The following is an 18,711-nucleotide window of genomic DNA, read 5'->3' as shown; positions in this document are numbered from 1 at the left end:
CACCCCTTCACGTTCAGTACGGACAGCGAGCAGGCACGGATTCGCGGAACCTGAAGCCGCCTACGGGCGCCGGTCGGTGCCGGTAGGCGTCCGTAGGCGGGTTGTCGGTGTTCTGTCGGCGGGCGCCGCGACATTGGTGTCCGCCGGCCCCGCACCCGTGGCGCCGGCTCCCAGCACCGCACCGGCCCCCGGATCGGCGCGCCCGGCCCGGTGGGCCGTGCGCCCGGCGGCGGCCCACGATCCGAAGGAAGTCCCATGCCCACCCACGTCACGATCATCGGCGCCGGGCTCGGCGGCCTCACGCTCGCCCGCGTCCTGCACGTCCACGGGCTAACGTCCACGGTCTACGAGGCCGAGCCGTCGCCGACCTCGCGCTCCCAGGGCGGGATGCTCGACATCCATGACTACAACGGCCAACTCGCCCTGGAGGAGGCGCAATTGATGGACGGCTTCCAAGAGCTCGTCCTGGAAGGCCGCCAGGCGATGCGCCTGCTCGATCCGGACGGCACCGTCCTGTACGACAAGGCCGATGACGGCACGGGTGGCCGCCCCGAGGTGCAGCGCGGCGAGCTGCGGCAGCTTCTGCTCGACTCGCTCCCGGCCGGCACGGTGCGCTGGGGCCGCAAGGTCCGCGCCACCCGCACACTCGGCGACGGGCGGCACGAGGTCACCTTCGACGACGGCGCGAGCGTCGTCAGTGATCTCCTGGTCGGCGCGGACGGCGCGTGGTCGCGGGTGCGGCCGCTGCTGTCATCGGCCACCCCCGCGTACACCGGCAGGTCCGTCATCGAGAACCTACCTCTTCGACGCCAAGGCCCGCCACCCGGCCACGGCGGCAGCGGTCGGCGGCGGATCGATGATCGCCGCCAGGCCCAAGAGGGAGATCTTCGCCCACCGGGAGAAGGACGACACGCTGCACGCCTACGTGGGGGTGATCGAACCTCAGGAGTGGTTCAGTGACATCAACTTCACCGACGCCGCGGGCGCCGCCGCGCGCATCGCGCGGGAATTCGACGACTGGGCCCCCGAGCTCACCGCGCTGATCACCGAGAGTGACGTCCCGCCGGTCCTGCGCCACCTCCACGCCCTGCCGACCGGGCACCGCTGGGACCGGGTGCGGGGCGTGACGCTGATCGGCGACGCCGCGCACCTGGCCGCGCCGAACGGCGAGGGCGCCAACCTGGCCATGCTGGACGGCGCCGAGCTGGGCAGGGCGCTGGCCGGGCACCCCGGTGACGTCGAAGCGGCGCTCGCCGCCTACGAGCGGGTCATGTTCCCCCGCAGCGCGCGGGCGGCCGCCCTGGAGCCGGGCGAGGAGCTGGGATCCGACTCGGGCGACCCCACCCCGCACGACCTGATCGCCACGCTCACCGGCTCCGACGCGTCCTGAGCGCACGGGCACGGGACAGCGAGGGCCACGACTCAGGACGGGCCCGGGCACGGGGCCACGACGGCCACGGCTCAGGACGGGCCCGGGTCCCGCTCGCCGTCGGTCCCCATGACGATCTTCAGGCCCTCGGTGAGGTCGCGGGCCGAGGGGGCCGTCCCGGGGTCGACCATCCACTGGACCATCACCCCGGCGAGCAGCGCCTGGTAGAAGGTTCCGGCCAGGCGCGCCCGCTCGGGGTCGGCGTCCTGGTCGAGGCCGAGGAGGCTTTCCGCGAGCCCCTTGCGGCCCTCCAACTGCGGCCCCGCCAGGGCCTTTTGGAGTTCGGGGTCGCTGTCGAGCCGGGAGACGATCTCCATCTGGAGCTTCCAGACGGGCCGGCTCTCCTGGTAGGAGTCGACGATCTTGGCCCAGACCCGCTCGAAGCGCTCCAGCGGAGGCAGGCCCTCGACACCCCCGTCGCCCTCGCGGCCCTCTCCGAGCGCGTCGCCCCACTCCTCGGTCAGCTTCAGGAAGGCCAGGTTGAGCAGCGCTTCCTTGGAGCCGTAGTGGTAGCCGATGGAGGCCAGATTGGTGCCGGACTCGGCCACGATGTCGCGGGCGGTGGTGCGGGCGTATCCCTTGTCCAGCAGGCAGCGCTTGGCGCCTTCGAGCAGATCGTCGCGGTGTCCCATGACAGCAGCGTACCCGGCCCCACAGACATCCGTCTAAGACAAGCGTCTACGGGACGGGCGCGGGGCCGGGTACGGGGGCTTTGGGCGTGCGGGGTCAGTCGGTGAGGTTCACCGAGCGGGCCGAGTTGGCGCCGATCTCGGCCGCGACCTCGGCCAGCACGTTCCCCGGGATGGTGTCGTCGACGGTCAGCACGGCAAGCGCCTCGCCGCCCTCCTCCGCGCGGGCCACCTGCATGCCCGCGATGTTGAGCCCGGCCTCGCCCAGGACCCGGCCCACGGTGCCGACGATGCCGGGGCGGTCCTCGTAACGGAGCACGATCATGTGGTCGGCGAGCGCCAGATCCACGTCGAACTCGCCGATGGCGACGACCTTCTGGAGGTGCTTGGGCCCGGCCAGGGTGCCGGAGACGGAGATTTCCTCGCCGTCCGACAGGGTGCCGCGCACGGTCACCACGTTGCGGTGGTTGGGGGACTCGCTCGACGTCGTCAGACGCACCTCGACGCCACGCTCCTGCGCGAACAGCGGCGCGTTGACATAGGAGACCGTCTCGTCCACCACGTCCTCGAACACGCCCTTGAGCGCGCTGAGTTCGAGCACCTTGACGTCGTGCTGGGTCAGCTCGCCGTAGACCTCGACGTCCAGCCGGACCGCGACCTCGCCGGCGAGCGCGGTGAAGATGCGGCCAAGGCGCTCGGCGAGCGGCAGGCCCGGCTTGACGTCCTCGGCGATCACTCCGCCCTGGACGTTGACCGCGTCGGGCACCAACTCGCCCGCGAGCGCGAGGCGTACGGACTTGGCGACGGCGATGCCGGCCTTCTCCTGGGCCTCGTCGGTGGACGCGCCCAGGTGCGGGGTGCAGACGACCTGGTCGAGCTCGAACAGCGGGGAGTCCACACAGGGCTCCTTCGCGTACACATCGAGACCGGCGCCGGCGACGCGGCCCTCCTTGAGGGCGGAGTACAGCGCGGCCTCGTCCACGATTCCGCCGCGCGCGGCGTTCACGATCCGCACGTGCGGCTGCACCTTGTGCAGCGCCTCATCGCCGATCAGACCCAGCGTCTCGGGCGTCTTGGGCAGGTGCACGGTGATGAAGTCCGAGACTTCGAGCAGTTCGTCGAGGGAGAGGAGCTTGACGCCCATCTGCGCGGCGCGGGCCGGCTGCACATAGGGGTCGTACGCGACGATCTTCATGCCGAAGGCGGACATGCGCTGGGCGACCAGGACGCCGATGCGACCGAGGCCGACGACGCCGAGGGTCTTCTCGCTCAGCTCGACGCCGGTGTACTTGCTCCGCTTCCACTCGCCGTTCTTCAGGGCGGTGTTGGCCTGCGGGATGTTGCGCGCGGTGGCCACCAGGAGTCCGCAGGCGAGCTCGGCGGCGGTGACGATGTTGGAGGTCGGGGCGTTCACGACCATCACGCCGGCCTTGGTCGCGGCGGACACGTCCACATTGTCCAGGCCCACGCCGGCGCGGGCGACGACGCGCAGCTTGCGGGCGGCGGCCACGGCCTCCGCGTCGACCTTGGTGGCGGAGCGGATCAGGATGGCGTCGACATCAGCGATGGCGGGCAGCAGTTCGGCGCGGTCGGCTCCGTTGCAGTGCCGGATCTCGAAGTCCGGCCCGAGGGCGTCGACGGTGGCGGGCGACAGCTCTTCAGCGATGAGTACGACAGGTTTCGAGCTCACGTGGGTCCTCACTGAATCCTTTGCGGACGGCCGTTCCGACGGCCGCAGGCGGTGGAGTGGCCGCGTGGAAGACGCACGACGCTGTGGGCCTGACGCGTTGGTGTTGCTGGAAAGTGTAGTGCCGGTTCCCCATCGGGTTTGTGCCGTTGCGGCAGGATCACCCGATGGGGGTTGGACTCGGTGTCCACAGCTGTCGCGACGCGGCGCGACGGGCGGCGGGGCCGGGCACGCACACGGTGCCCGGCCCCGCCGGAGCCGGCTTACGCCTCGTCGTTCTGCACCCAGCTCATGAGCTTGCGCAGCTCCTTGCCGGTGGTCTCCAGGAGGTGGTTCTCGTCCTGGGTCTTGTACTCGTTGTACTTCTTCAGACCGCCGTGGTACTCGTCCATCCAGTTCTTGGCGAACGTGCCGTCCTGGATCTCCGTGAGGACCTTCTTCATCTCGGCCTTGGTGTCGGCCGTGATGATGCGCGGGCCGGTGACGTAGTCGCCCCACTCGGCGGTCTCCGAGATCGACCAGCGCATCTTCTCCAGGCCGCCCTCGTACATGAGGTCCACGATGAGCTTCAGCTCGTGCAGGCACTCGAAGTAGGCGATCTCCGGCTGGTAGCCGGCCTCGGTCAGCGTCTCGAAGCCCGCCTTGACCAGCGCCGCGGTGCCACCGCACAGCACGGCCTGCTCGCCGAACAGATCGGTCTCGGTCTCCTCGGTGAACGTCGTCTTGATGACGCCCGCCCGGGTGCCGCCGATGCCCTTGGCGTACGAGAGCGCCAGCGCCAGGCCGTTGCCCTGCGGGTCCTGCTCGACGGCCACGATGCACGGAACGCCGCGGCCCTCCTCGTACTGGCGGCGCACCAGGTGGCCCGGGCCCTTGGGCGCGACCATCGCGACGGTCACATTGGCCGGCGGCTTGATGAAGCCGAAGCGGATGTTGAGGCCGTGGCCGAAGAACAGCGCGTCGCCGTCCTTCAGGTTGTCCTTGATGGACTCCTCGTAGACCTGCGCCTGGATCGGGTCCGGGACCAGGATCATGATGACGTCGGCCTCGGCGGCCGCCTCGGACGGCGTGACCACGCGCAGGCCCTGCTCCTCGGCCTTCGCCTTGGACTTGGAGCCCTCGTGCAGACCGACGCGGACGTCGACACCCGAGTCACGGAGCGACAGCGCGTGGGCGTGGCCCTGGCTGCCGTACCCGATCACCGCGACCTTGCGGCCCTGGATGATGGACAGGTCGGCATCGTCGTCGTAGAACAGCTCGGCCACTGGGAAATCTCCTTGGTGTGCTGGTGTTGCGTCCACCGTATCGGTGGGGGTGAGTGAGGAACGGGCGAGTCTCGCCATACGGGCGCACCGGGCCCCCGCGCGGCGGGACTCAGGCGCTGCGGTCCAGGGCGCGCAGCGAGCGGTCCGTGATGGACCGGGCACCGCGCCCTATGGCGATCGTGCCGGACTGGACGAGCTCCTTGATGCCGAACTGCTCCAGCATCTTCAGCATCGCCTCCAGCTTGTCCGCGCCGCCGGTGGCCTCGATGGTCACGGCCTCGGGCGAGACGTCCACGGTCTTGGCGCGGAACAGCTGGACGATCTCGACGATCTGGGAGCGCGTTTCGTTGTCGGCACGCACCTTCACCAGGACGAGCTCGCGCTGGATCGCGGCGCTGGGCTCGAGTTCGACGATTTTCAGGACGTTGACCAGCTTGTTGAGCTGCTTGGTGACCTGCTCAAGAGGCAGGTCCTCGACACTGACCACAATGGTGATGCGGGAGATGTCGGGGTGTTCGGTGACACCGACCGCGAGCGAGTCGATGTTGAAGCCGCGGCGGGAGAACAGGGCGGCGATCCGGGCCAGGATGCCGGGGGTGTTCTCGACCAGGACCGAGAGCGTGTGCTTGGTGGACATGAGCCTCTTACCTCTTCCTACAGCTCTCAGTCGTCTTCGTTGTCGCCGAAGTCGGGGCGGACGCCCCGGGCGGCCATGACCTCGTCGTTGGAGGTGCCGGCGGCGACCATCGGCCACACCTGCGCGTCCTCGTGGACGATGAAGTCGATCACGACGGGCCGGTCGTTGATCGAGTTGGCCTCCTCGATGACCTTGTCCAGGTCCTCGGGGCGCTCACAGCGGATCGCGTGGCAGCCCATCGCCTCGGACAGCTTGACGAAGTCCGGGACGCGGGTGCCGCCGCTGGGCCTGCCCTCCTCGGCGATGCCGTCACCGGGGCCGGAGTGCAGCACGGTGTTGGAGTAGCGCTGGTTGTAGAACAGGGTCTGCCACTGGCGGACCATGCCGAGCGCGCCGTTGTTGATGATGGCGACCTTGATCGGGATGTTGTTGAGCGCGCAGGTGGTCAGTTCCTGATTGGTCATCTGGAAGCAGCCGTCGCCGTCGATCGCCCAGACCATGCGGTCGGGCTGCCCTGCCTTGGCGCCCATGGCGGCGGGGATCGCGTAGCCCATGGTTCCGGCGCCGCCCGAGTTGAGCCAGGTGGCGGGCAGTTCGTAATTGACGAAGTGGGCGGCCCACATCTGGTGCTGGCCGACGCCGGCCGCGTAGATGGTGTCCGCGTCCGCGAGTTCGCCGATGCGCTGGATGACGCGCTGGGGGGAGAGCGTGCCGTCGTCCGGCTCGTCGTAGCCGAGCGGGTAGGTCTCGCGCCAGCGGTTGAGGTCCTTCCACCAGGCGCTGTAGTCGCCCTTGTGGCCCTCGGAGTACTCCGCCTGGACGGCCTGGACCAGATCGGCGACGACCTCGCGCGCGTCGCCCACGATCGGGACGTCGACCTCGCGGTTCTTGCCGATCTCGGCGGGGTCGATGTCCGCGTGGATGACCTTGGCCAGCGGCGCGAAGCTGTCCAGCTTGCCGGTGACGCGGTCGTCGAAGCGGGTGCCGAGGGCGATGAGCAGGTCCGACTTCTGGAGCGCGGTGACGGCGGTGACGGCACCGTGCATGCCGGGCATTCCCACGTGCAGCGGGTGGCTGTCGGGGAACGCGCCGAGCGCCATCAGGGTGGTGGTGACCGGCGCTCCGGTCAGCTCCGCGAGGACCTTCAGCTCGGCGGTCGCGCCGGACTTCAGGACGCCGCCGCCGACGTACAGGACCGGGCGCTTGGCCGACACGATCAGCTTCGCGGCCTCGCGGATCTGCTTGGCGTGCGGCTTGGTGACGGGGCGGTAGCCGGGCAGGTCGGTGTGCGGGGGCCAGGAGAAGGTGGTCTTCGCCTGGAGGGCGTCCTTGGCGATGTCCACCAGGACCGGGCCGGGGCGGCCGGTGGAGGCGATGTGGAAGGCCTCCGCGATGGTGCGCGGGATGTCCTCGGCCTTGGTGACCAGGAAGTTGTGCTTGGTGATCGGCATCGTGATGCCGACGATGTCCGCCTCCTGGAAGGCGTCCGTGCCGATCGCCTTGGAGGAGACCTGGCCGGTGATCGCGACCAGCGGCACCGAGTCCATGTGGGCGTCGGCGATCGGGGTGACCAGGTTCGTGGCGCCGGGCCCCGAGGTCGCCATGCACACGCCGACCTTGCCCGTGGCCTGGGCGTAACCGGTGGCCGCGTGGCCCGCGCCCTGCTCGTGGCGGACCAGGACGTGGCGGACCCGCGTGGAGTCCATCATCGGGTCGTACGCCGGCAGGATCGCGCCGCCGGGGATGCCGAACACGACCTCGGCCCCGACTTCCTCGAGAGAGCGGATGAGGGACTTCGCGCCCGTGACGTGCTCAACGGTCGCGGACTGGGGTCCGCCGTTACGGGGCCGCGGCTGCGGATGGTGGGCCCCGGTGGCCTGCTCGGTCATCGGCATTCTCTTCTCGAAGCTGAAGGGTTTTTGCGGGGGTTCGATCAAGACTTCGGTGGTGCTTGAGGGGTGCCAGTGCAACAAAAAACCCCTCGTGCCGTGAGGCAAGCGAGGGGAGCGCGTCGGGTGCGGTCTGCGGAGTCCGCAGGGGACTCCGCTTCAGCCGACGCGCTTTCCAAGTACGAGAATTCGGGTGCGCATGGCATTGACCCTCCCCCCGGCGCGCAGGTGGTGTCAAGTAGGTGGGACGGGCGTCTCATTATGTGAGCCGAGCAGGGGTCCGCTCCGGCCACTGAGCACCGGGAGCGCCGCCCCGCCGGGTACCGGGAAGTCGCCGCGCAGCAGGGACCGCCGCAGCCGGAACTCGTCGAGCGGTCCCGAGAACGCCATGCCCTGGCCGTGGGTGCACCCCATGGCGCGCAGCGCGAGGACCTGCTCCGGCGCGTCCACCCCGTCGGCCACCGATTGCATCCCGAGGTCGCAGGCGATCCGGAGAAGGCCTGCGGTGATCTTGTGGAGGCGGGCCGATTCGACCACGCCCTCCACCAGGCCCCGGTCCAGTTTCAGCTGGTCGATGGGGAGCCGGCGCAGGGTGTTGACCGCCGCGTAGCCGCTGCCGAACCCGTCGAGCGCGATCCGTACGCCCAGCCTGCGCAGGCCCACCAGGCGCCGCTCCAGCTCGTCGAAGGAGATCCTTGGGTCGCTGTCGGCGAGCTCGATGATCAGGGCGCCGGGCGGCAGCCCGTGCCGGGCGAGCAGGGCCTCGACGGCGCCGGGTGGCAGTGTCTTGTCGAGCAGCCGCCGGGCCGAGAGGCGGACCGCGACGGGCACGGCGAGGCCCGCGCGCCCGCGTTCGGCGGCCAGCTCCACGGCCTCTTCGAGCAGCCGTCGCCCCAGCTCCCCCGCGCGCTCGCTCTCGTCGGCGACGCGCAGGAATTCCGCCGGCGTGAACAGGATGCCCTGGGCCGAGCGCCAGCGGGCCTTGGCGGCGACGGCGGCGACCTCGCCGGTGGTGAGGTCGACGACGGGCTGGTGCAGCACGACGAGGTCGCCGTCGCTCAGAGCCGTACGCAGTCGGGTGGCGAGCTCGGTGGTGCGGACCACCTCGGCCTGCATCTGCGGGGCGTACAGCTCGACCCGGTTCTTGCCGCCCTTCTTGGCGCGGTACATCGCGAGGTCGGCGTTGCGCAGCAGTTCCCCGGCGCCGACGCCCGGCTCGGCGAAGGCGACGCCGATGGAGGCGGCGACGCGGACGTCGTGGCCGTCGATCAGATAGGGCTGCGAGAGGGTCAGGCGCAGCCGGTCGGCGATCTCCTTGACCTGGTACTCGCGGGCCGCCCGGTCGCGGGTGCCGTCGCCGAGGATCAGCGCGGCGAACTCGTCGCCGCCGAGCCGGGCGGCGGTGTCGCCCGCGCGCACGGACTCATGGAGCCTGCGGGCGGCCTGGATGAGCAGTTCGTCGCCGGCCTGGTGGCCGATGGTGTCGTTGACCTGCTTGAACCCGTCGAGGTCGATGAAGAGCACGGCGGTGCCGGGGTCGGTGGTGCGCCGACCGCCGAGCGCCTTGCGCACCCGCTTGGTGAACAGGGCCCGGTTGGGCAGGTCGGTGAGCGGGTCGTGCTCGGCGTTGTGCTCCAACTGAGCTTGCAGGCGCACCCGTTCGGTCACGTCGCGGCTGTTGAGGATGAGGCCGCCCTGGTGGCGGTTGACGGTCGACTCCACGTTCAGCCACTCGCCGGTGCCCGACTTGAAGCGGCATTCGATCCGCGTCGTGGGCTCGTCGGCGGGTGGCGCCGCCAGAAACCGCCGCACCTCGTGCACCACCCGGCCCAGGTCCTCGGGGTGGATCAGCGAGGCCAGCTCGGAGCCGACCAGCTCCTCGGCGTCCCGGCCGTAGACGCCGGCGGCGGCGGGACTGACGTAGCGCAGTATGCCGGTGGGGGCGGCGATCATGATGACGTCGCTCGATCCCTGCACCAGGGAGCGGAAGTGGTTCTCCTTCTGGGCCAGTTCGTGAGTGAGGGCGATGTTGTCGAGCAGCATGATGCCCTGGCGCACCACCAGGGCGAGCACGACGGTGCAGCCCGTGAGGACGACCGTCCGGTCGACCCGGTGCCCTTCGGTCACGTTGTAGAGGATCCCCAGCGTGCAGACGGCGGCCGCGAGGTAGGGCGTGAGCGCGGCGAGCGAGCTGGCGAGCGGCCTGGTCGCGACGGGGGCGGCCGGGCGGGGACGCATGGCCGTGCCGGGCGCGCCGCGGGGCGCCACGACCGGCCTGCGCGGCGCCGCCGCGGACATCCGGCGGGCGCCCCAGGGGGCGTAGGCCAGCAGCAGGGAGCCGGCGAACCAGCCGGCGTCGAGGAGCTGGCCCGAGCGGTAGTGCTCGCGCAGCAGCGGCGAGGTGAACAGGGCGTCACACAGCACGGTCAGGGCGAGCGCCGCGATCGCGGTGTTCACCGCCGAGCGGTTGGCCGATGAGCGCCGGAAGTGCAGCGCGAGCACCATGCTGACCAGCACGATGTCCAGCAGCGGATAGGCGAGGGTCAAGGTGGCGTGGGCGACGCCCTCGCCTTCGCCCGCGTGGGCGGTGCGCGCCAGCGCCAGGCTCCAGGACAGGGTGAGCAGGGAGCCGCCGATGAGCCAGGAGTCCAGGGCGAGACAGACCCAGCCGGCTTTGGTCACCGGGCGTTTGGCCAGGACGAGCAGGCCCACGATGGCGGGCGGCGCGAAGCACAGGAAGAAGAAGTCGGCGGCCGACGGGTTGGGCACGCCGCGCCGCAGCACCACCTCGTACCAGCCCCAGACGCCGTTGCCGCAGGCGGCCATGGCGGAGGAGAAGGAGAAGAGCAGCCACGCCGGGCGGAAGCTGGTCTCGCCCTCCTTCAGGTCGCCTTGTGCGTACAGGAAGCAGGAGACGGCGGCGATCATGGCCGCGCAGGAGAGGCCGAAGTCGCCCATGATCAGGGCGAGTTCCTCGGAACCCCAGCCCAGGAATGCGCCGGTGGCATATCCCGCACAGATCAGTGCCAGGACAAGTTGGGACACCATGCCCGTCCCGCCGCCTCCCGTCATCGGCGGCCGGGCCAGGACCGCGCCCGGCGCGCTCACCGGACCGCTCCCCGCCACGGAGCCGGCTTCCGGCCCGGCCGGATCCGGCGGCCGGGGCCAAGGACCCGTGGCAGGACCCACGGGGCGTGCTGCCGGGGGCCGTTCGCACCCATACCGCCGATCACCCGGGTGGCCGCCGCCATGGTGGCCACTGCCATGGTGGCCGCCCCGCCGAGGCGCGCTGTCGCGCGACGCGCGCGGCGGGCTCGCCGCAGGCGGCTCCACCGTGTCGGATCGTTCGTCCATTGGCCGTGCATCGCCCGTCGCCCCCCTCGCAGTGATCGCTCGCCCGCGCCGTAGACGCACGGCGCCGGCCCCCGGTCGGGACGATACACCAGTCTCGTCACTCAGGGACATAGCTCCTCTACGCTCAGTGACGGCGCATCGGGGGGCGGGCAAGGGGCGCGTCCGGACCGGCGCGAGGGCTCAACTCCCGGTGGTGAGCACGACGTTGGCGAGCTCTTCCCCGGCGGCGTAGCGGGTGAGCTGAGCGGTCAGCAGGCGCTTGGCGCGGGGCTCGAAAGCGGAGGTGGAGCCGCCCACGTGCGGGCTGATGAGGACGTTCGGGGCGCTCCACAGCGGGTGGCCGGCCGGCAGCGGCTCGGGGTCGGTGACATCGAGGGCCGCGTGGACGCGGCCGGAGGTGAGGGCGGCGAGCAGCGCCCCGGTGTCCACGACGGGACCGCGCGCGACGTTCACCAGCAGCGCCCCGTCCTTGAGCCGGTCCAGGAACGCGGCGTCCACCAGGCCCTTCGTCCGCTCGGTGAGCGGGGTGGTGAGGATGACGACGTCCGCCTGAGGGAGCAGGGCGGGCAGATCGCTCAACGCGTGCACTTCACCGCGCTCCGTGGTGCGCGAGGAGCGCGCGACGCGCGCCACCCGCGCGCATTCGAACGGCGCGAGCCGGTCCTCGACGGCGGCGCCGATCGCGCCGTACCCCACGATCAGGACCGACTTGTCGGCGAGCGCGGGATAGAACCCCGCGCGCCACTCCTGCCGCTCCTGACCCCGGACGAATCCGGGGATCCCGCGCAGCGAGGCGAGCACCAGAGCCAGGGCCAGCTCGGCGGTGGACGCCTCGTGGACCCCGCGCGCGTTGCACAGGCGTACGCCTGCCGGCAGCAGGCCGATGCCCGGCTGTACGTGGTCGATGCCGGCGGTCAGCGTCTGCACGACCCGCAGGCCCGTCATGGCGGCGAGCGGGCGGACAGCGGTCTCGGAGGGCTTCATGTACGGGACCACGTAGACGGCGCAGTCGGCGGGGTCGGCCGGGAAGTCGGGGCCGCCGTCCCAGACCCGGAAGTCGAGGGTGTCGGGAAGGCCCGGCAGCCCGGCCGGGTCGAAGGGGATCCACACGTCTGCGCTCATGGTCAGGAGGCTATGCGAAGGGCTCCTGGGGCCAGAGGTTAGTTTGGGGAGCGACGAGGGAGGGATCCGGCCAGGTGGAGCGCAGGACAATCGGGGCGGGGGCCCTGCGGGCGGGTGCGATCGGGCTCGGCTGCATGCCGATGAGCTGGGGCTACACCCGCTCGCAACAGGACCTGGAACGCTCCGTGCGGGCCCTGCACGCCGCGCTCGACACCGGCTCGAACCTGCTGGACACCGCCGACATGTACGGCCCGTTCACCAACGAGCTCCTGATCGGCCGGGTCCTCAAGGAGCGCAGGGACGAGGCGTTCGTCACCACCAAGTGCGGGCTCCTGGTGGGCGGCGACCAGCATGTGGTGGCCAACGGCCGCCCCGGGTACGTGCGTCGGGCCTGCGACGCGTCGCTGCGGCGCCTGGGGACCGAGGTCATCGACCTGTACCTGCTGCACCGCGCCGACCCCGAGGTCCCCGTCGAGGAGACCTGGGGGGCGATGGCGGAGCTGGTCACGGCGGGGAAGGTACGGGCGCTCGGGCTCAGCGCGATGGGCGCCCGGGCGGTACGGCGCACGGCGCCCGCGGCCGGGGTGCACGGACTGCACGTGGGCCGGTACGAGTCGACGGTACGCCTGCTCGGGCGGGTGCAGCAGGTGTTCCCGGTCGCGGCCGTGCAGGCGGAGCTGTCCGTGTGGTCGCGGGAGGCGCTGGACGCGCTGCTGCCGTGGTGCACACCACGCGGCGTCGCGCTGCTCGCCGCGATGCCGCTCGGCAACGGCTTCCTGACCGGCACCCTCACCCCGGGCCAGGGCTTCGAGCCGGACGACATCCGGGCCCGCCACCCCCGCTTCACGGCGGAGATGATGGCCGCCAACCAGCCCGTGGTGGCGGGCCTGCGCCGGATAGCCGAGCGGCACGGGGCGACGCCGGGACAGGTGGCGCTCGCCTGGCTGCTGCGCGTCGGTGCCCAGGTCATACCCGTGCCCGGGGCCAAGCGCGAGGAGTGGGTGCGCGAGAACGCCCGCGCGGCAGAGCTCTCCCTCACGCCCCGCGACCTCGGTGACCTCGCGGCACTGCCTGCGGCCCGCGACTGACCCGGGCCCGGCGGCCCGCGACTGACCGACGGCCCGCGACTGACCGGCGCCCGGTGGCCCGCGACTACCGGCGCGCCGCACGGACCGGGACCGCACAATGGTCCCCAGCGCATCGACTCCGCCGATCGACTCCGTCGAAGGGACTCACCACCGTGCGAGGAACCACCGCGGCTGCGGCCCTGGCGGCGGCCGCTCTCGTGCTCGCGGCCGGCTGCTCCTCCGGGTCCCCGCGGCCGCACGGCCCGGGCGCAGCCTCCGGACGCGCGGCGTCCCCGAGCGCGACGCCCACCGTACAACTCCCGCCCGCCAAGGGCTCGGTGCACGTGGTCAGGACCCTCACCCAGGACCTGAAGTCGCCCTGGGGTCTGGTGGCCCTGCCCGAGGGCGGGCTGCTCGTCGGCTCGCGTGACGACGGATCCGTGCTGCGCGTGGACACCACCGACGGCGCCAAGACCGCCGTGGGCAGCGTGCCCGGCGTCGCCCACCAGGGCGAGGGCGGCCTCCTCGGGCTCGCCCTGTCCCCCACGTACGCATCGGACCACCTGGTCTACGCGTACTTCACCACCGAGTCCGACAACCGCATCGCGCGGATGATCTACGATCCGAAGCGGCCGGCGGGCGAGCAGCTGGGGGCGCCGGACACGATCCTGCGCGGGATCCCCAAGGGCGCGATCCACAACGGCGGCCGGATCGCCTTCGGGCCCGACCGGATGCTCTACGCCGGGACCGGCGAGACGGGCGAGCGCGGCCTCGCCCAGGACGCCAAGTCGCTCGCCGGCAAGATCCTTCGGATGACGCCCGACGGCGGGCCCGCCTACGGCAACCCGGACGCGGACTCCGTCGTCTACTCCCCGGGGCACCGCAATGTGCAGGGCCTGGCCTGGGACGGCCAGAACCGGCTGTGGGCCTCGGAGTTCGGGCAGGACACCTTCGACGAGCTCAACTTCATCGAACCGGGCAAGAACTACGGCTGGCCCGTGGTGGAGGGCCGGGGCGGCAAGCCCGGATACACCGACCCGGTCGTCCAGTGGAAGACCTCCGAGGCCTCGCCCAGCGGCATCGCCGTCTCGGGGGGCTCGGTGTGGCTTGCCGCGCTCAAGGGCGAACGCCTGTGGCGCGTCCCGCTGGACGGCACCAGGCCGCTCGCCGCGCCCGAGGCGTTCCTGACCGGCCAGTACGGGCGGCTGCGCACCGTGCTCGCGGCCGGGACCGGAAAGCTGTGGGTGCTCACCGACAACACCGACTCGCGCGGCACGCCCCGGCCCGGCGACGACCGCGTCCTCGAACTCGACGTCACTTAAGGCTCTCGCCTAAGGCTCGGCCCGCACCGCCTCGTGCTGGAAGAGGTTGAGGCGGTGGGCGAGGGCCGCCGCCTCGCCCCGGCCCGAAACCCCCAGCTTGGCCAGGATGTTGGAGACGTGCACGCTCGCCGTCTTCGGCGCTATGTACAGGTCCTCGGCGATCTGGCGGTTGCTGAGGCCCGCCGCGACCAGGCGCAGGACGTCCCGCTCGCGGCTGGTGAGACCGAGCGCTTCCACCGGGTCCTGGACGGCCGGGCCGTCCGGCTCCCCCGGGTCCGGGACGGTCAGCGGCACGCGGGCCCTGCGGGCCAGCAGCTCAAGCTGCTCGCGCAGCGGGCGGGCGCCCAGGCGCCCGGCCTCGGCGTGCGTCTGGCGCAGCAGCGCGGCCACCCGCTCGCGGTCCCCGCCATCGGCCAGCAGGGCCGAGGCCCAGCGGTGACAGACCAGGGCGAGCTCGTAGGGCCAATCGAGCGGTCGCAGCGCGTGGGCGGCCGCTTCCCAGTGGGCCGCCGCGTCCCGGCCGTCGGCCCGGTCGAGTTCGGCGGCGACGACCAGGGACAGCGCCTCGCACGACGGGGCACCGGCCGGCAGCCGCTTGACCGCCGTACGGATCAGCGCGAGGGCGGCGGCGCGGCCCGCCTCGGCCGTGGGCAGACCCCGTACGTCGCCCTCCATGGCGGCGGCCGCCATGAGCAGCGGCCAGCCGTAGCGCTGGGTGCCGGGAGGGAAGCCGTGCTCCACGGCGCGGGCCAGCTCGGCGCGGGCCTCCTCGACGTGGCCGTGGGCGGCCGCGCCGCTCAGGGTGATCCGGGCGAGCGGAAGGATGTGCTGGGCCATCGGGTCGTAACTGCCGAACGCGGCGCGGGCATCGGCCAGGAAGGCCGACGCCTGCTCCAACTCGCCCCGATTCAGAGCGAGATCGGCCAGGAGCATGAAGGCGTTGCCGAGCGGCTTGGCACTCAGCGCGGTGCGCCGGACCCGCTCCGCGGCCTCTTGTGCCTCCTCCCAGCGGCCGAGGCTGAAGAGGGATTCGGCGCGGTTGGCCTGAACCCAGGCCTCGTTGTCGAGCAGACCGTACTTCCGGGCCAGCCGTACGCCCTCGTCGGCGACGTCCACGGCCCGCGCCGAGCGGCCCACGGCCTCAAGGCCCGAGCAGAGGTTCACATGGCCGCGCAGCGCCTCGCCGATCAGACCGATCTCAAGCGAGCGGTCGATCACCGCGCGCATCGCCGCGAGCCCTTCCTCCACGGAGCCGGAGTGGAGCAGCAGGGTACCGAGCGTGAGCTCGACGTTGAGCTCGATCTCCTCGTTGCCCACCAGCCTGGCGTAGGCGACGGCCTGTTCGGCCGAGGCGAGCGATTCGGGTCCCGGCGTGTGCAGCATGCCCCAACTGGCGGCGGCGGCCAGCACCTCGGCGTGCACGGCCGAGGGCGGAAGGCCGCGCACCAGCTCCTGGGCGGTGGCGATCTCGGCCCAGCCGTCGCCGCGCCCCAGGCTCTGGGTCAGCCGGGAGAGCTGGATCCAGAACCAGGCCGCGCGCAGCGGGTCGTTCCCCGGCGACTGGCAGGCCTCCGCCTCGATGAGCCGCAGCGCCTTCTTGGCGAGCTTGAGAGCGCGCTCCCGGTCGCCGCACAGCCGGGCCGCCTCGACGGACTCGGCGAGCAGGTCGAGATAGCGCGGCGGCGCACTCTCGCGGGTGCGGCCGCAGGCCGGGTAGGAGCCCGCCTGGCCGAGGGCCCTGAGCCCGTCGCGCACCTCGTCGGGGACCGCGTCCCAGAGTTCCATCGCGCGTGAGAGCAGGACCAGTTGTTCGGCGTAGGCATGCCGGCGGCGGGCCTCGGCGCAGGCGCGCAGCACGGCGGGCAGCGCCTTGGCCGCGTCGTGCGCGTGGTACCAGTAGGTGGCAAGACGGGTGGTCTGCTCGTCGGCCCGTACGAGCGAGGGGTCGGCTTCCAGCGCTTCGGCGTAGCGGCGGTTCAGACGCGAGCACTCGCCCGGCAGCAGGTCCTCGCTGACGGCCTCGCGGACCAGGGAGTGGCGGAAGCGGTAGCCGTCGCCGTCCCCCGCCGGCAGCAGGATGTTCGCGCCGACGGCGGCCCGCAGGGCCTCGATGAGCTTGTCCTCGGAGAGCTGGGCGACGGCGGCGAGCAGCGGATACTCCACCGTCGAGCCGCCCTCGGCGGCGATCCGCACCACGTGCTGCGCGTCGTCGGGCAGGCTCTCGACGCGGACGAGCAGGAGGTCGCGCAGGGAATCGCTCAGGTCGGGGCACGCGGTGGCGGCGCCGCCGCACACGACGAGCTCTTCGACGAAGAAGGCGTTGCCGTCCGAGCGCCTGAATATCGCGTCCACCACGCGCTGTTCGGGCTCGGCCGCGAGGATCCCGGCCAGCTGGCGCCGGACTTCGGCCCGGGTGAAGCGGGGCAGTTCGACGCGGCGCACGCTGCGCAGCCGGTCGAGTTCGGCGAGCAGCGGGCGCAGCGGGTGGCGGCGGTGGATGTCGTCGGAGCGGTAGGTGGCCACGACCACGAGCCGGCCGCGCCGCAGGGTGCGGAAGAGGTAGGCGAGCAGATGGCGGGTGGAGGCGTCCGCCCAGTGCAGGTCTTCCAGGACCAGGACCACGGTGCGCTCGGCGGCGATCCGCTCCAGCATCCGTACGGTGAGCTCGAAGAGGCGCGCGGTGCCGTCCTCGCGCGTGGGCGCACGGCCGGGACCGGCGAGCTCGGGAAGGAGCAGGCCCAGCTCCTCCTCCTGGCCGTCGGCCGCGGCGGCCAGCTCGCTGGGCAACTGCCGGCGCAGGGCGCGCAGCGCGGACGAGAAGGGTGCGAAGGGCAGCCCGTCGGCGCCGACTTCGACACAGCCGCCGATCGCGATCACGGCTCCGGACGCGCGGGCGGCGCCGGTGAACTCCTCGACGAGCCTGCTCTTTCCGACGCCGGCCTCGCCGCCGACGAGCAGCGCCTGCGGCTCTCCCTGGGGGGCCGCGGCCCGGGCGAGCGCTTCGTTCAATACCCGCAGCTCACCGGCGCGGCCGACGAACACGGGGCTGACTGACCTGGTCTCCACGCCGCCGAGCATCGCACAGGCCTGCGACAACGCGCCGAACGGTCCGCCCCTGGCCGGGGAGGAGGCCGGGGGCGGGGTCCGGACGGTGGCACGGGGGCGGGCCCCGATGCCGGTCGTCGCGGTGTCCTGGCGGGCCGGAAACGGTGTCATCACGACGGCCGGGCTGGGTCAGGCGGCCCGTACGAAGCGGTCCCTGGGCGGACTCACGGGCCCTTTCGGCCCGTTGTCGCCCCTGCGAGCGGCGCGGCGGCGCCCGGCGCGGCGGGCCTGGCCCACCAGACGCTCGTGGTCGGCGCGGCGCAGCAGCTCGGCCTCGTGGGTCTTGTACGTCTCGTAGTCGAACATCTCGGCACTCCTGGGGTGGGACGCGGTCGGGCGGTCCGCTCGGGCCCGGCGTTCCGGGCTCCTCGCGATGCCTCGACTCTCGTCCCCCAGGGGGCCCCGCCGCATGGGGCAGGTGCCGCATCTGTGCGGTCGGCCCGCCTTAGCCGGTCCGGATGGCGGACCGGATCCGCCCGGGGCGGGGCCCCGGGTGCCTTAGACCGCCGGTGGCCCGCCTCACCCCTTGGTGCTGGGCATCGCCGCGAACAGGTCCAGGTACATGCCCGCCGAGATCAGCAGGCCGATGACGCCGAGGACCACTCCGGCCAGCGCGACGGCCCTGACCCACACCGGCTGCTCGTAGCGGCCCGGCGTCCCGAAGGCGGGACGGGCGAGTACGACGGCGCCGACGATCAGGGCGAGCAGCGCGAAGACCCCGTTGACCAGGGCGGTGGTGTGCCAGGAGTTGCCGTAGATCTCCTGGATCTGCTGGGCGGCGGTGCCGCTCTGGGACGTCTTGATCTGCCCGATGAGGGTGGCTCGCTCGGAGAGCGTCTTGCCCATCCAGGTGCCGCTGAGCGACACCGCGCCGAGCGCGCCGGCGACGACGGCGGCCGCGCCCGCGCCGAACCCGGGCCGGCCGGTGACCGCCGCGCCGTCGAGGTCGTCGTCCTGGACGGTGTCGTCCTGCGAGTCACGGGCGTCGGCGTCGGCGGAAACCGTCCCGTCGGCCGCGGGGTCCTTCTCGGCGGACGCGAGGGCCTTGGCGCCGGCCGCTCCCCCGGTCGTGGACGCGTCCTCGGTGGTGGAGGCGCCCTCGGTGGTGGAGGCGCCCTCGGTCTCGGCGTCCGTCGTGGGCTCGGTGTCGGCGTCGGTCTTCGTCGTGGCGGGGGTGGCGTTCATGCCGGGCACGCTAGGGGCCG

At 72.3% G+C, this 18,711-nt stretch carries 12 protein-coding genes and 1 pseudogene; 3 read left to right on the top strand and 10 right to left on the bottom strand.

Annotated features, from left to right (window positions below):
• Positions 1 to 255: 255 nt before the first annotated feature.
• Positions 256 to 1,390, top strand: a pseudogene (locus ABR738_RS28635) (FAD-dependent oxidoreductase).
• 71 nt (positions 1,391 to 1,461) lie between these two features.
• On the opposite strand, the gene ABR738_RS28630 reads toward ABR738_RS28635, so the two are convergent.
• The 7 genes from ABR738_RS28630 to ABR738_RS28600 all read right to left on the bottom strand — a co-directional run bounded on the left by ABR738_RS28630 (position 1,462) and on the right by ABR738_RS28600 (position 12,000).
• Positions 1,462 to 2,061 (bottom strand): TetR/AcrR family transcriptional regulator, encoded by a 600-nt coding sequence (locus ABR738_RS28630; RefSeq protein WP_350232829.1) that lies wholly within the window; start codon positions 2,059 to 2,061, stop codon positions 1,462 to 1,464.
• Positions 2,062 to 2,155: 94 nt separating this feature from the next.
• Positions 2,156 to 3,748: a phosphoglycerate dehydrogenase gene (serA, locus tag ABR738_RS28625; RefSeq protein WP_350232828.1), complete on the bottom strand. Its 1,593-nt coding sequence runs from the start codon at positions 3,746 to 3,748 to the stop codon at positions 2,156 to 2,158.
• A 260-nt stretch (positions 3,749 to 4,008) separates the two neighbouring features.
• Positions 4,009 to 5,010, bottom strand: coding sequence for a ketol-acid reductoisomerase (gene ilvC / locus ABR738_RS28620; protein WP_350232827.1), 1,002 nt, complete (start codon positions 5,008 to 5,010; stop codon positions 4,009 to 4,011).
• Positions 5,011 to 5,119: 109 nt separating this feature from the next.
• Complete coding sequence (gene ilvN / locus ABR738_RS28615) at positions 5,120 to 5,647, bottom strand: acetolactate synthase small subunit (protein WP_100577584.1); 528 nt, start codon at positions 5,645 to 5,647, stop codon at positions 5,120 to 5,122.
• 26 nt (positions 5,648 to 5,673) lie between these two features.
• On the bottom strand, positions 5,674 to 7,542 hold the full coding sequence (locus ABR738_RS28610) for an acetolactate synthase large subunit (protein ID WP_350232826.1): 1,869 nt from the start codon (positions 7,540 to 7,542) through the stop codon (positions 5,674 to 5,676).
• 228 nt (positions 7,543 to 7,770) lie between these two features.
• Positions 7,771 to 10,644: a putative bifunctional diguanylate cyclase/phosphodiesterase gene (locus ABR738_RS28605; protein ID WP_350232825.1), complete on the bottom strand. Its 2,874-nt coding sequence runs from the start codon at positions 10,642 to 10,644 to the stop codon at positions 7,771 to 7,773.
• A 426-nt stretch (positions 10,645 to 11,070) separates the two neighbouring features.
• Entirely contained in the window at positions 11,071 to 12,000 is a 930-nt protein-coding gene (locus ABR738_RS28600; protein ID WP_502964249.1) for a 2-hydroxyacid dehydrogenase, read from the bottom strand.
• 86 nt (positions 12,001 to 12,086) lie between these two features.
• Between ABR738_RS28600 and ABR738_RS28595 the strand changes: the two genes are divergently transcribed.
• Both ABR738_RS28595 and ABR738_RS28590 read left to right on the top strand, forming a co-directional pair.
• Positions 12,087 to 13,100, top strand: a complete 1,014-nt coding sequence (locus ABR738_RS28595) for an aldo/keto reductase (protein WP_350232823.1) — start codon at positions 12,087 to 12,089, stop codon at positions 13,098 to 13,100.
• Positions 13,101 to 13,252: 152 nt separating this feature from the next.
• Complete coding sequence (locus ABR738_RS28590; protein WP_350232822.1) at positions 13,253 to 14,401, top strand: PQQ-dependent sugar dehydrogenase; 1,149 nt, start codon at positions 13,253 to 13,255, stop codon at positions 14,399 to 14,401.
• Positions 14,402 to 14,410: 9 nt separating this feature from the next.
• On the opposite strand, the gene ABR738_RS28585 is transcribed toward ABR738_RS28590, so the two are convergent.
• The 3 genes from ABR738_RS28585 to ABR738_RS28575 form a co-directional block, all read right to left on the bottom strand.
• A complete protein-coding gene (locus ABR738_RS28585) occupies positions 14,411 to 17,479 on the bottom strand; it encodes a helix-turn-helix transcriptional regulator (protein WP_350234785.1) in 3,069 nt (1,022 codons plus the stop codon).
• A gap of 156 nt (positions 17,480 to 17,635) precedes the next feature.
• On the bottom strand, positions 17,636 to 17,812 hold the full coding sequence (locus tag ABR738_RS28580; RefSeq protein ID WP_350232821.1) for a hypothetical protein: 177 nt from the start codon (positions 17,810 to 17,812) through the stop codon (positions 17,636 to 17,638).
• A gap of 213 nt (positions 17,813 to 18,025) precedes the next feature.
• Positions 18,026 to 18,691 carry a hypothetical protein gene (locus tag ABR738_RS28575; protein ID WP_350232820.1) on the bottom strand — a complete coding sequence of 222 codons (666 nt, stop codon included), beginning with the start codon at positions 18,689 to 18,691 and terminating at the stop codon, positions 18,026 to 18,028.
• Between the last annotated feature and the right edge of the window lie 20 nt (positions 18,692 to 18,711).

It is taken from the genome of Streptomyces sp. Edi4 (assembly GCF_040253615.1).
Taxonomy (GTDB): domain Bacteria; phylum Actinomycetota; class Actinomycetes; order Streptomycetales; family Streptomycetaceae; genus Streptomyces.
This window is presented reverse-complemented; position numbering and strand designations above follow the sequence as displayed.